The 12,774-nt window shown below is 52.1% G+C and carries 11 protein-coding genes and 1 tRNA gene; 10 read left to right on the top strand and 2 right to left on the bottom strand.

All coding sequences use genetic code 11. From position 1 onward, the window contains the following. The first annotated feature begins 9 nt into the window (after window positions 1–9). The 5 genes from MON37_RS10935 to MON37_RS10915 all read left to right on the top strand — a co-directional run bounded on the left by MON37_RS10935 (window position 10) and on the right by MON37_RS10915 (window position 5,844). Complete coding sequence (locus MON37_RS10935) at window positions 10–540, top strand: alpha/beta hydrolase (protein WP_039405985.1); 531 nt, start codon at window positions 10–12, stop codon at window positions 538–540. Window positions 541–800: 260 nt separating this feature from the next. After that, window positions 801–1,610 (top strand): zinc transporter ZupT, encoded by an 810-nt coding sequence (gene zupT / locus MON37_RS10930; RefSeq protein ID WP_039405987.1) that lies wholly within the window; start codon window positions 801–803, stop codon window positions 1,608–1,610. 71 nt (window positions 1,611–1,681) lie between these two features. Beyond that, window positions 1,682–2,173: a hypothetical protein gene (locus tag MON37_RS10925; RefSeq protein ID WP_039405990.1), complete on the top strand. Its 492-nt coding sequence runs from the start codon at window positions 1,682–1,684 to the stop codon at window positions 2,171–2,173. A gap of 403 nt (window positions 2,174–2,576) precedes the next feature. Further along, window positions 2,577–2,870: a helix-turn-helix domain-containing protein gene (locus tag MON37_RS10920; RefSeq protein WP_242883671.1), complete on the top strand. Its 294-nt coding sequence runs from the start codon at window positions 2,577–2,579 to the stop codon at window positions 2,868–2,870. Between the two features lie 136 nt (window positions 2,871–3,006). Beyond that, complete coding sequence (locus MON37_RS10915) at window positions 3,007–5,844, top strand: valine--tRNA ligase (RefSeq protein ID WP_039405996.1); 2,838 nt, start codon at window positions 3,007–3,009, stop codon at window positions 5,842–5,844. A 271-nt stretch (window positions 5,845–6,115) separates the two neighbouring features. On the opposite strand, the gene trpC is transcribed toward MON37_RS10915, so the two are convergent. Next, window positions 6,116–6,898 carry an indole-3-glycerol phosphate synthase TrpC gene (gene trpC / locus MON37_RS10910; protein WP_039406000.1) on the bottom strand — a complete coding sequence of 261 codons (783 nt, stop codon included), beginning with the start codon at window positions 6,896–6,898 and terminating at the stop codon, window positions 6,116–6,118. Window positions 6,899–7,023: 125 nt separating this feature from the next. Continuing rightward, window positions 7,024–7,455, bottom strand: coding sequence for an Ag473 family lipoprotein (locus tag MON37_RS10905; protein ID WP_039406002.1), 432 nt, complete (start codon window positions 7,453–7,455; stop codon window positions 7,024–7,026). Between the two features lie 185 nt (window positions 7,456–7,640). On the opposite strand from MON37_RS10905, the gene MON37_RS10900 reads away from it, so the two are divergent. The 5 genes from MON37_RS10900 (at window position 7,641) to minD (ending at window position 12,772) form a co-directional block, all read left to right on the top strand. After that, window positions 7,641–7,716 (top strand) — tRNA-Lys (locus tag MON37_RS10900). A 151-nt stretch (window positions 7,717–7,867) separates the two neighbouring features. After that, complete coding sequence (gene aldA, locus MON37_RS10895; protein WP_039406004.1) at window positions 7,868–9,310, top strand: aldehyde dehydrogenase; 1,443 nt, start codon at window positions 7,868–7,870, stop codon at window positions 9,308–9,310. A gap of 178 nt (window positions 9,311–9,488) precedes the next feature. Beyond that, a complete protein-coding gene (lysS, locus tag MON37_RS10890) occupies window positions 9,489–11,000 on the top strand; it encodes a lysine--tRNA ligase (RefSeq protein ID WP_039406007.1) in 1,512 nt (503 codons plus the stop codon). 224 nt (window positions 11,001–11,224) lie between these two features. After that, window positions 11,225–11,929, top strand: coding sequence for a septum site-determining protein MinC (gene minC / locus MON37_RS10885; protein ID WP_039406010.1), 705 nt, complete (start codon window positions 11,225–11,227; stop codon window positions 11,927–11,929). Between the two features lie 27 nt (window positions 11,930–11,956). Next, complete coding sequence (gene minD, locus MON37_RS10880; RefSeq protein ID WP_039406013.1) at window positions 11,957–12,772, top strand: septum site-determining protein MinD; 816 nt, start codon at window positions 11,957–11,959, stop codon at window positions 12,770–12,772. Window positions 12,773–12,774: the final 2 nt, after the last annotated feature.

Raw genomic sequence — 12,774 nt, 5'->3', positions numbered from 1 at the left:
TCGTCTGAAATGCGAACTTTCGAACTCGAAGACCTGACGCTTTTCTTGATACGCGACGCGGACGAAGCGGAAATGTGGATAGACCGCTGGGCGGTCAGCTATCCCGTCGTCCAAACCGCTGCCGCTTCCGCCAGCCAAAGCGTCGCCCAATGGCAGGCAAATATTAAAACAGCGTTTGAAGGCATCAGCGGCGAACACATCGCCGTCGTCGCCCACGGCGCAGGCGTATCCGCCTTTTTGGCTTGGCTCTACCAAACCGACATCCTGACGCAGAAAAAAATCGTCAACATCATCCTCGTCTCGCCGCGCCCCGAAGCATTCCCCGACGATGAAATACACACCCTCCGGCGCGTCCGTTGCCCCTGCCGCACCGCGCTTGTCATCGCCGAACAAAACGGCACGCCGCGCAACTGGGCGGAAGAGCGGGCAAACCTGTGGAACGCCCGCCTCCTCCTGTCGCCGCACTCCGGCACGCTCAACGGCGCACTCGGCGGCTGGCAATGGGGCATGAAGCTGATACAGGAAATGCTCTTGAGTTGAGTAAAACGCTTGTAAGGATTAAAGAAGAAAAGGTCGTCTGAAACCGGAAATCAGGTTTCAGACGACCTTTTTGTTACGTTAAAGTGAAATGAAAAGTCTGTGCCGTCATGCCTGCGCAGCCGCCTTTGCGTAAGCGGGTAGGGAATGACAGTTTCAATATTTTTCCATCTTAATCTTTATTTATGAAAATAATAACTATTCTCTTTTGTGGAAATATGTGTTAGCCTGATGGCATTACATTCACTGAAGAACCGATTTTCATGCTTGATATTGCCTTGCCCAACCTTATCACCGCCTTCGGCATCGCCCTTGCCGCCGGATTGTTTACCGTATTGGGCAGCGGGCTGGTGATGTTTTCTAAAACGCCCAACCCGCGCGTATTGTCGTTCGGATTGGCGTTCGCGGGCGGGGCGATGGTGTATGTGTCGCTGACGGAGATTTTCAACAAATCCAGCGAAGCCTTCGGGCAGGTTTACGATAAAGACAAAGCCTTCGCCGCCGCGACGCTGGCTTTTCTGGCAGGCATGGGGGCGATTGCGCTAATTGACCGCCTTGTGCCGAACCCGCATGAAACGCTCGACCCGCACGACCCCGCCTTTCAGGAAAACAAACGCCGCCACATCGCCCGCGTCGGCATGATGGCGGCGTTTGCGATTACCGCGCACAATTTTCCCGAAGGTTTGGCAACGTTTTTCGCCACGCTGGAAAATCCCGCCGTCGGGATGCCGCTGGCGCTCGCGATTGCGATACACAATATTCCCGAAGGCATTTCCATTGCCGCGCCCGTTTATTTCGCCACCCGCAACCGCAAAAAAACCGTCCTCGCCTGTCTCGCTTCAGGACTGGCCGAACCCTTGGGCGCGGTTTTGGGCTACACCATGCTCAAGCCGTTTTTATCGCCTTTCGTGTTCGGCGCGGTGTTCGGCGTAATTGCGGGTGTGATGGTGTTCCTTGCGTTGGACGAATTGCTGCCCGCTGCCAAGCGTTATTCCGACGGGCACGAAACCGTTTACGGCTTGACGTCCGGCATGGCAGTGATTGCCTTGAGTTTGGTGTTGTTCCATTTTTGATTCCGCTTCAGGCTGATGCTTTGAAGCGATTGTTCTATAATTGCCGTTGTTTTCGATTTTGGAACGGCATGATGTATCTCGAACAGGAAAAACCTTATCGGCCTTTGCTGACGGCATTGATTTTTGCCGCATTGCCGCTGGCGTTATTGATTCATGATGTTTTCTCCATGATAGCGGGCGGCGGCGGATTGCTGTTTGGTCGGCAGGATGGCGGATGGTCCGTGGCGAAAGGCTGGAACGATTCGGCAGTGTGGCTGGTTGCAGGCGTGTTTTTCTTTTTTAACCTCCTGATTGCTGCCGTTTTGGTCAAAGCGGCTTTGAAAAAAATGTTGCGCAGATATGCCCGCCATGCGCTGTTTCTCGCCGGCATGGCAGCTTGTGCGGCTGCCGCCGTTTGCTTGATGCTGGAGGCAGTTTTAGGCAGTACCGCATTGGGAGGGATGCGTAACGGCGGGATATTGTGTTACACGGTGGGCGTGTGGATGATTGCAATGATGACCTTGCCGAAACAGCTGACACGCGCCATCGTCCAGCCGATTGCCTTTTATCCGAGAAAACGCTAGGCAGCGTTTTGGGACCGAATAGCTAAAAATACGCATTGGAATATGGTTCTATTGCGTATTTTTTGTGCAAAATATTATGATAAATTGATAATTACGGGTGCAATATTCCTGTTTGGATTGTTTATTTTTGTAAAATATTGCTGATGCTTAAAATATATATTTCTGATTTATAAAGAAAAATGTGTTGAAATTATTTGACTTGGAAATATTTTTGCAAATTATCAAGAATCTGACAAAACTTCTTTCGAATATACTGTCTAAACATTCAGTATAGATAGTTTTCTATCGCGCAGCCGATTGTCATTCGTGTAACGATTGGTCTGTGTTGAAAGCTTCCGCATCCCGATGCTGAGAAGCAGATTCTTGCTTATCAACAAACAATACAGAAGAAAAAGGAATTTTCATGAAGTCGTTTGAGAAAATTGACAACATCCGCGATATCCGCAAAAAACTCGGTTTGAACCAAATGGACTTTTGGAGCCGTATCGGCGTAACCCAATCCGGTGGTTCACGTTACGAATCCGGCCGCAATATGCCCGAACCTGTACGCGAGCTGCTGCGCTTGGTGCACATCGAACGCGTTGACTTGGCAAAAGTAAACCGCGACGATTTGGCGATTGCCTCCCTGCTGAAAAACCGCGACCCTGAGTTGTACGCTTCCCTGAAAAAAGAAGCCAAATCCGACAAAGGCAAATAAGCCCGTTTCGATTTGTTTCAAAAAGGTCGTCTGAAACGATATTCCGTTTCAGACGACCTTTTTGCGCTATAATCCGCAATTATTTTTTTAAACAGACGTTTGCCCGCAAACCCTTTTACAGACAGCATTTTTTACCATGTTAGACAAATACAATCCCGCCGAAATCGAATCCAAACACTATCAAAACTGGGAAACCCAAGGTTATTTCCAGCCCGATATGGATTTGACCAAACCGTCTTTTTCCATCCAGCTGCCGCCGCCCAACGTAACCGGCACGCTGCACATGGGCCATGCCTTCAACCAAACCATTATGGACGGTTTGACCCGCTACTACCGCATGAAAGGCTGCAACACCGCCTGGATTCCGGGCACCGACCACGCGGGCATCGCCACGCAAATCGTGGTTGAGCGCCAGCTTGCCGCGCAAAACGTGTCCCGTCATGACTTGGGTCGTGAAAAATTCTTGGAAAAAGTGTGGGAATGGAAAGAAGTTTCCGGCGGCACGATTACCCAACAAATGCGCCGCGTGGGCTGCTCTGCCGACTGGACGCGCGAGTATTTCACGATGGACGACGTGCGCGCCGAAACCGTGACCGAAGTGTTCGTACGCCTGTATGAACAGGGCTTGATTTATCGCGGCAAACGCTTGGTAAACTGGGATCCGGTTTTGGGTACGGCGGTATCGGATTTGGAAGTGGAAAGCGTGGAAGAACAAGGCTCTATGTGGCACATCCGCTATCCGCTGGCGGACAATCCCGCCGAAGCCGTTATCGTGGCGACCACCCGTCCCGAAACGCTGCTGGGCGACGTTGCCGTTGCCGTCAATCCTGAAGACGAACGTTATACCCATTTGATCGGCAAAGAATTGATCCTGCCGCTGACCGGCCGCACCATCCCCGTGATTGCCGACGAATACGTTGAAAAAGACTTCGGCACCGGCTGCGTGAAAATCACGCCTGCGCACGACTTCAACGACTACGAAGTCGGCAAACGCCACGACACGCGCTTGGTTAATGTGTTCGATTTAGAAGCCAAAGTGCTGGCAAACGCCGAAGTGTTCAACTTCAAAGGCGAAGCGCAACAAGGCTTTGCCCTGCCTGAAAAATACGCAAGCTTAGACCGCTTTGCCGCGCGCAAACAAATGGTTGCCGATTTGCAGGAACAAGGCTTCTTGGTCGAAATCAAAGCGCACACGCTGATGACGCCGAAAGGCGACCGCACCGGCTCAGTGATTGAGCCGATGCTGACCAGCCAATGGTTTGTCGCCATGTCCGCCACCCCAAACGGAGGCGAGCCTGACAGCGAGTTCAAAGGTTTGAGCCTGGCCGACAAAGCCAAAAAAGCCGTTGATAGCGGCGCGGTATGTTTTATCCCTGAAAACTGGGTCAATACCTACAACCAATGGATGAACAACATCCAAGACTGGTGTATTTCGCGCCAACTGTGGTGGGGCCATCAAATCCCTGCGTGGTATGACAACGAAGGCAATGTGTACGTCGCCCGCAATCAGGAAGAAGCCGAAAAACAAGCCGGCAAAACAGGCTTGACCCGCGAAGAAGACGTATTGGATACATGGTTCTCCTCCGCGCTCGTGCCGTTCTCCACGCTCGGCTGGCCGTCTGAAACCGACGAACTCAAAGCCTTCCTGCCGTCCAACGTCTTGGTTACCGGCTACGAAATCATCTTCTTCTGGGTGGCGCGCATGATTATGATGACCACCCACTTCACCGGCAAAGTACCGTTTAAAGACGTGTACATCCACGGCATCGTGCGCGACCACGAAGGCAAAAAAATGTCCAAATCCGAAGGCAACGTCATCGACCCTGTCGATTTGATTGACGGCATCGACTTGGACAAGCTGCTGGTAAAACGTACGACCGGCCTGCGCAAACCCGAAACCGCGCCGAAAGTGGAAGAAGCCACGAAAAAACTCTTCCCCGAAGGCATCCCCAGCATGGGCGCGGACGCATTGCGCTTCACCATGGCGAGCTACGCCAGCTTGGGGCGCAGCGTCAACTTCGACTTCAAACGCGCCGAAGGCTACCGCAACTTCTGCAACAAAATCTGGAACGCTACCAACTTTGTCTTGATGAACACCGAAAACCAAGACTGCGGTTACGGCGCAACCGCCACCGAACCGCGCGGCTACTCCTTCCCCGATATGTGGATCATAGGTCGTCTGAATCAGACCATCGAACAGGTTACGCAAGCCTATGAAACCTACCGCTTTGATTTGGCTGCGGAAACCCTGTACAGCTTCGTGTGGAACGACTATTGCGACTGGTATCTGGAACTCGCCAAAGTACAGCTCCAAACCGGCTGCGCCAGCCGCCAACGCGCCACACGCCATACCTTATTGCGCGTACTCGAAGCCGCCCTGCGCCTGCTGCATCCGATTATCCCGTTCATCACCGAAGAACTCTGGCAAACCGTCGCCCCCATGTGCGACGCGAAAACCGCCGACAGCATCATGCTCGCCCGTTTCCCCGAAGCCGACCGCGAACAAATTGTTCAGACGACCTTCGAGCAAATGACCGTGTTGCAGGATTTGATCGGCGCCGTCCGCAACCTACGCGGCGAAATGGGCATCCAGCCCAACGTAAAAGCCCCGCTGTTTGTCGAAAGCACGGACGACCTGGCGGACTACCTCAAATACCTGCCGATGATGACCCGACTGACCGAAGCACAGCAAGTCGCCGCCCTGCCCGAAAGCGAAGACGCCCCCGTCGCCGTCTGCAACGGCGCGCGCCTGATGCTGAAAGTCGAAATCGACAAAGCCGCCGAAACCGCCCGCTTGAGCAAAGAAGCCGAGAAGCTGCAAAAAGCCTTGGACAAACTCAACGCCAAACTCTCCAAACCCGGCTACACCGAAAAAGCCCCCGCGCATCTGGTGGAAAAAGACAAAGCCGATTTGGCGGAGTTGGAAGACAAAATGGCGAAAGTTCAAAATCAGTTGGCGAAGTTGAAAGACTGATTGTTGGGTGAACAATTACAGAGGTCGTCTGAAAACCTTGGTTTCAGGTTTTCAGACGACCTCTTTTTTATTATCCTTGCAGGCAGAACCCATACGGCAAGTTTCTTGAGGAACGGGATTATTGGTATGGCGTGGATTGGAATGACGCCGTCTGAGTTTTTATTCGGATATAAGGAATGTTTTGCCCGTTATTTGAGTTTGAAGAAAAAGTCGTCTGAAAACCAAAATCTGTTTTCAGACGACCTTTTACATGATTCCGCAATATGAAACCTTAAAACAGCTTCCGCACTTCTGCTTCAATATCGTCGGCACGCATAAAGGTCTCGCCGATTAAGAAGGTATGTATGCCGTGGCTGCGCATAAAATCCACGTCGGATTTGCCGCGGATGCCGCTTTCGGTAACGACGGTTTTACCTGTCAGCGCAGGCAGTAAATCCAGAGTCTTCTGTAAAGATACGTCGAATGTCCGCAGGTTGCGGTTGTTTACGCCCCATAGGGGTGTTGTCAGGTTTCGGCATTTTTCCAATTCTGAAGCATCATGCAGCTCCAACAATACGCTCATGCCTAATTGATGGGCTACTGCTTCGAAATGTCCTAATTGCTCTTGCTCCAGCGCGGCGGCAATCAGTAAGACGGCATCAGCCCCCCAGGCACGCGCCTGATAAATCTGATACTCATCGATGATGAAGTCTTTTCGTAGAACGGGAAGCCCGACTGCCACACGTGCCGCTTTCAAATATTCGGGAGAGCCTTGGAAATATTGTTCGTCAGTCAATACCGACAAGCACGCAGCTCCGGCATTTTCATAGGCACGGGCAATCTGTGCAGGATGGAAATCTGGGCGGATCAGTCCTTTGCTCGGGCTGGCTTTTTTAATTTCAGCAATGACGGCAGGGCGGTTTTGCTCGTGTTTGGTACGGATAGAGTCAAAAAACCCGCGCACGGGCAAGGCAGCATCTGCCTGTTTTTTCATTTCATCCAAAGAGACAGAAGCTTTTTGGGCGACGACTTCCTGGGCTTTAGTTGCAAGGATTTTATTCAGAATATCGGTCATAACAGGTTTCCTGCACGGCAAAGCCGTCATCTTAACACAAGAGGTCGCCTGAAAAATAAAACGAGGTAAACAAAACAAGCCGTACGGAATCTTTCCGACGGCTTGTTGATACGAAACCCAAACAATTATTTGGCAGCGTCTTTCATTTTGTCCGCAGCATCTTGAGTTGCATCGGCGGCTTTGTTTAAAGCATCTTTAGCAGCATTTTTTGCATCTTTGGCAGCTTCTTCAACTGCTTTTCCTGTGGCTTCGGCTGCATTTGATAAGGCTTTATCTGCGGTTTCCTTAGCGTCGGAGACAGCTTTATCTGCACTTGCCTTAGCATCGGCAGCCGCATCTTTAACATCGGAAACAGCTTTTTCAGCAGCATCTTTGGCATCGGCAGCCGCATCTTTAACGTCGGAGACTGCTTTATCAGCCGCATCTTTTGCCTCGGAAGCGGCAGCATTGGCATCAGAAGCTACGGCAGAAGCAGCCTCTTGGGTTTGTTGTTTGGCCTCTTGAGAGCATGCAGCCAAGCCGGCCATCATCATCGCAGCAATCAGTAATTTTTTCATGTTTTATCCTTTCTTAATCTGGAAAACACCTACCCCTTTTCAGGCAGGCGTGGGAATCATAACATAACGGACCAGTAAAATAGGGCAGTTTAACGGTAAATAACAGGCTGTTTACTTTTATTGAAAAAAAATTCAAAAAACTTATTGACGAGCAGGATGTCGGCCAATATAATTCATAGCTTGTCGGGTCGTTAGCTCAGTCGGTAGAGCAGCGGACTTTTAATCCGTTGGTCGAGCGTTCGAATCGCTCACGACCCACCAAATATCAAAACCTGCTTTGAAAAAAGCAGGTTTTTTTTATGTTCTCCGGAATAATCTACTTCCCCTGTAAATATGCTAAATATACTTGTATGCCAGGCAATTTAAGCATAGACTAAAACTACACGCGACTACAACAACAGGAGAACTTAAAATGAAACAATTGGCCATGTACATCAACGGACGCTTTGAAAACGATTTCAACGGCGAATGGCGCAATGTATTGAACCCGTCCACCGAAGAGGCCATCGCCCGCGAACCTAAAGGCGGCAAAGCGGACGTTGACCGCGCCGTAGCGGCGGCGCGTGCGGCGCAACCGGCATGGGAGCGGCTGCCTGCGGTCGAACGCGGCGCGTATTTGCGCAAAATCGCCCAAGGCATACGTGAACGCGCCGACAAGCTGACCGACACCATCGTTGCTGAAGGCGGCAAAACCAAAGACTTGGCGCGCGTGGAAGTCATGTTCACCGCCGACTATCTCGATTACCAAGCCGAATGGGCGCGCCGTTACGAAGGCGAAATCATCCAAAGCGACCGCCCGCGCGAAAATATTTTATTGTTCAAACGTCCGTTGGGCGTCGTGGCAGGCATCCTGCCGTGGAACTTCCCCTTCTTCCTGATTGCCCGCAAAATGGGCCCTGCTTTGGTCACGGGTAACACCATCGTCGTCAAACCCAGCAGCGTGACCCCGATCAACTGCCACATCTTCGCCGAAATCGTCGATGCGGTCGGACTGCCCGCAGGCGTGTTCAACGTCGTGAACGGCCCCGGCGCGGAAATCGGCAATGCCCTGTCCGCCCATCCGCAAGTCGATATGGTCAGCCTGACCGGCTCCGTCGAAGCAGGCCGCCAAGTGATGGAAGCCGCTTCCGCCAACATCACCAAAGTCTCGTTGGAACTCGGCGGCAAAGCGCCTGCCATCGTTTTGAAAGACGCGGATTTGGACTTGGCAGTGAAATCCATCTTGGCTTCGCGCGTCGGCAACACCGGTCAAATCTGCAACTGCGCCGAGCGCGTCTATGTCCACAGCAGCCTGAAAGACGCGTTCATTGAAAAAATGACCGCCGCCATGAAAGGTGTGCGCTACGGCAACCCTGCCGAAGCCGAAGCAGGCGCGCTGGAAATGGGTCCGCTGATTGAAGAGCGCGCCGTCAAAGCCGTTGCCGAAAAAGTGGAACGCGCCATCAAACAAGGGGCGACGCTGGTCTGCGGCGGCAAACGCGCCAAAGGACGCGGCTACTTCTTCGAACCGACCCTGCTGACCGACACCGACAACAACATGGACATCATGAAGGAAGAAACCTTCGGCCCCGTCCTGCCTGTTGCCACTTTCGACACGCTCGACCAAGTCATCGCCTTGGCAAACGACTGCGAATTCGGTCTGACCAGCTCCGTGTACACCACCAACCTGAACGAAGCCTTCTACGTCACCCGCCGCCTGCAATTCGGCGAAACCTACATCAACCGCGAAAACTTCGAAGCCATGCAGGGCTTCCATGCGGGCTGGAAAAAATCCGGTATCGGCGGCGCGGACGGCAAACACGGTTTGGAAGAATATCTGCAAACCCAAGTCGTTTATCTGGAAACCAATATTTAACTGCCGATATTAGCCTCAGTTAAACGAAATGCCGCCTGCAACCGATTTTCGGGTTTCGGGCGGCATTTTTGCCTTTATAGAAAAAAACACCGACATCGCGTAAAATATGCGCAAATTTTGTGATTCAATCAGGTCGTCTGAAACAGATTGCGCCTGATTTATTTTTCCGGAAAACACCATGAGCGAACAAAACAATCCGCAAACCGAGCCGCAGTTGGACGAAAACCAAATCATCGCCCTGCGCCGTGAAAAACTGCACAACATCCGCCAACAGCGCATTGCCTATCCCAACGACTTCAAGCGAGACAGCTTTGCCGCCGATTTGCACGCCCAATACGGCGAAATCAGCAAAGAAGAACTCGACCCGCAAGCCGTTCCCGTCAAAATTGCCGGCCGCATGATGCTGAAGCGTCAAATGGGCAAGGCGAGCTTTGCCACCATCCAAGACGTGACCGGCCAAATCCAGCTTTATCTGAACAACAAAGGCGTGAGTCAGGAAGTTTTGGACGATTTCAACCATTGGGACTTGGGCGACATCGTCGGCGCGGAAGGCACTTTGTTCAAAACCAACCACGGCGAATTGACCGTGCGCGTGTCCGACATCCGCCTGCTGTCCAAATCCCTGCGCCCGCTGCCCGACAAACACAAAGGCTTGAGCGATCAGGAAACCAAATACCGCCAACGCTACGTCGATTTGATTGCCAACGAAGAATCGCGCAATACGTTTATCAAACGCAGCCAAATCATCCAATCCGTGCGTAATTTCATGGTGAACGAGCATTATCTCGAAGTCGAAACTCCGATGATGCACCCGATTCCCGGCGGCGCGACGGCGAAACCGTTCGTGACCCACCACAACGCTTTGGACATCCCGCTCTACCTGCGCATTGCCCCCGAGTTGTATCTGAAACGCTTGGTGGTTGGCGGTTTGGAGCGCGTGTTCGAGATCAACCGCAGCTTCCGCAACGAAGGCATGTCCGTGCGCCACAACCCCGAATTCACCATGATTGAATTCTACGAAGCTTTCTCCGACTACGAACGCATGATGCAGATGGCGGAAGACATCATCCGCAACGCATCGCGCACGGTCAACGGCACGGCGAAAATCAGCTACAACGGCAAAGAAGTCGATTTGGAAAGCCCGTTCGAACGCCTGACCATTCTCGAAGCCATCAAAAAATACAATCCGCACTACACCGACGAGCAGTTGAACGATGCGGAGTGGCTGAAAAAAGAAATCGTCAAACACGGCGAAAGCCTGCCGCCGTCCCCCGGCATCGGCAGCCTGCAGCTTGCCCTGTTTGAAGGTTGTGCCGAGGGCAAACTGTGGAACCCGACCTTCATCGTCGATTACCCGGTCGAAGTTTCCCCGTTGGCACGCGCTTCGGATACGAAACAAGGTCTGACTGAGCGTTTCGAATTGTTCGTTGTCGGCCGCGAGCTGGCAAACGGCTATTCCGAGTTGAACGACCCCGAAGACCAAGCCGAACGCTTCAAAGCGCAAGTGGCGCAAAAAGACGCGGGCGACGACGAAGCCATGCACTACGATGCCGACTACATCCGCGCGATGGAATTCGGCCTGCCGCCGACAGGCGGTTGCGGCATCGGCATCGACCGCCTGGTGATGCTGCTGACCGATTCGCAAACCATCCGCGACGTGATTTTGTTCCCGCAGATGCGTCCCGAATAAGGTAGGCAGATAATAAAGAAAAGGTCGTCTGAAAACCGGAAAATTGGTTTTCAGACGACCTTTGTCGTTTTTGTACCACTTTGTAACTTTGATTAACCTATATCGATTTCTCATGAAATTCAGAAGAGAATGGGAAATTTCACTTCAGACGACCCAAACGGATTGAATAGCCAAGATTTACACGGTAAACTTATACAATTAAAAAATTTTATGATTTACTCACTATGAAACCCGCCTTCGACATAAAGTCAGCCCGGCTTGACGTACTGGCTATTCACCTGCATACCGCAGACTTGACCGAACTGGAAGAATTTTTGCGCCAGCGCGCCGGTCAGTATCAAGAATTGGATATTGTTCCTTTTGTTTTAGACGTACAGGATTTCGATCATCCCGAGTCATTGGACATCGGAGCCATGCTGACCCTTTTTGCCCGTTATGGCATGCAGATTTTAGGGCTGCGCCATGAAAGTGAAAGTTGGTCGTCTTTTGCTGCACGTTATCATTTGGTTTTCAGCCGCAGCGACAAATCCGAGCCGCAACAACCCAAAATCAACCAAGAGCCTGCCCCCGTTCAGGCAACCGTCATCAATAACCCGACCGTCCTCATCAGCACCCCCGTCCGCACCGGACAGCAGGTTTATGCGGAAAACGGCGACCTTATCGTAACCGGCATCGTCAGTGAAGGTGCGGAACTCATTGCCGACGGAAACATTCACGTCTATGCACCCATGCGCGGCAGGGCGCTGGCAGGCGCGAAAGGCAACACCAACGCGCGCATCTTTATTCACTCCATGCAGGCGGAGCTGGTCTCCGTAGCGGGCATCTACCGCAATTTCGAACAAGACCTGCCCGACCACCTGCACAAAAAAGCCGTACAGGTTTCATTGCAAGACAACCGTTTGGTTATCAGCGCAATCGACACAGATTAACCGTTCCAAAATTTGAAAGGAAATATCGTGACAAAAATCATCGTAGTAACATCAGGTAAAGGCGGCGTAGGTAAAACCACGACCAGCGCCAGTATTGCAGCCGGATTGGCATTGCGAGGCCACAAGACTGCCGTTATCGACTTTGACGTCGGTTTGCGTAACCTCGATCTGATTATGGGTTGCGAACGACGCGTTGTGTATGACCTGATTAACGTCATCCAGGGTGAAGCCACGCTCACCCAGGCACTGATTAAAGACAAAAACTGCGAAAACCTCTTCATTCTGCCTGCATCGCAAACCCGCGACAAAGACGCACTGACCCGTGAAGGCGTTGAGAAAGTCATGCAGGAATTGAGCAGTGACAAAATGGGATTCGAATACATCATCTGCGACTCTCCCGCCGGTATTGAACAGGGCGCATTGATGGCACTCTACTTCGCCGACGAAGCCATCGTTACAACCAACCCCGAAGTATCCAGCGTCCGCGACTCCGACCGTATCTTGGGCATCCTGCAAAGCAAATCCCGCAAAGCCGAACAAGGCGGTACGGTCAAAGAACACCTGCTGATTACCCGCTATTCTCCCGAACGCGTCAACAAAGGCGAAATGCTGTCCGTACAAGATATTTGCGACATCCTGCGCATCCCGCTCATCGGTGTCATTCCCGAATCGCAAAACGTCCTGCAAGCATCCAATGCCGGCGAACCCGTCATCCACCAAAACAGCGTTTCCGCTGCCGAAGCCTACAAAGACGTCATCGCGCGCCTCTTGGGTGAAAACCGCGAAATGCGTTTCCTTGAAGCTGAGAAAAAAGGCTTCTTCAAACGACTGTTCGGAGGCTAAGC

This window comes from Morococcus cerebrosus, assembly GCF_022749515.1.
GTDB classification, from domain to species: domain Bacteria; phylum Pseudomonadota; class Gammaproteobacteria; order Burkholderiales; family Neisseriaceae; genus Neisseria; species Neisseria cerebrosa.
Note: the sequence above shows the minus strand (reverse complement) of the source record. Positions and strands in the feature narration are given on the sequence as shown.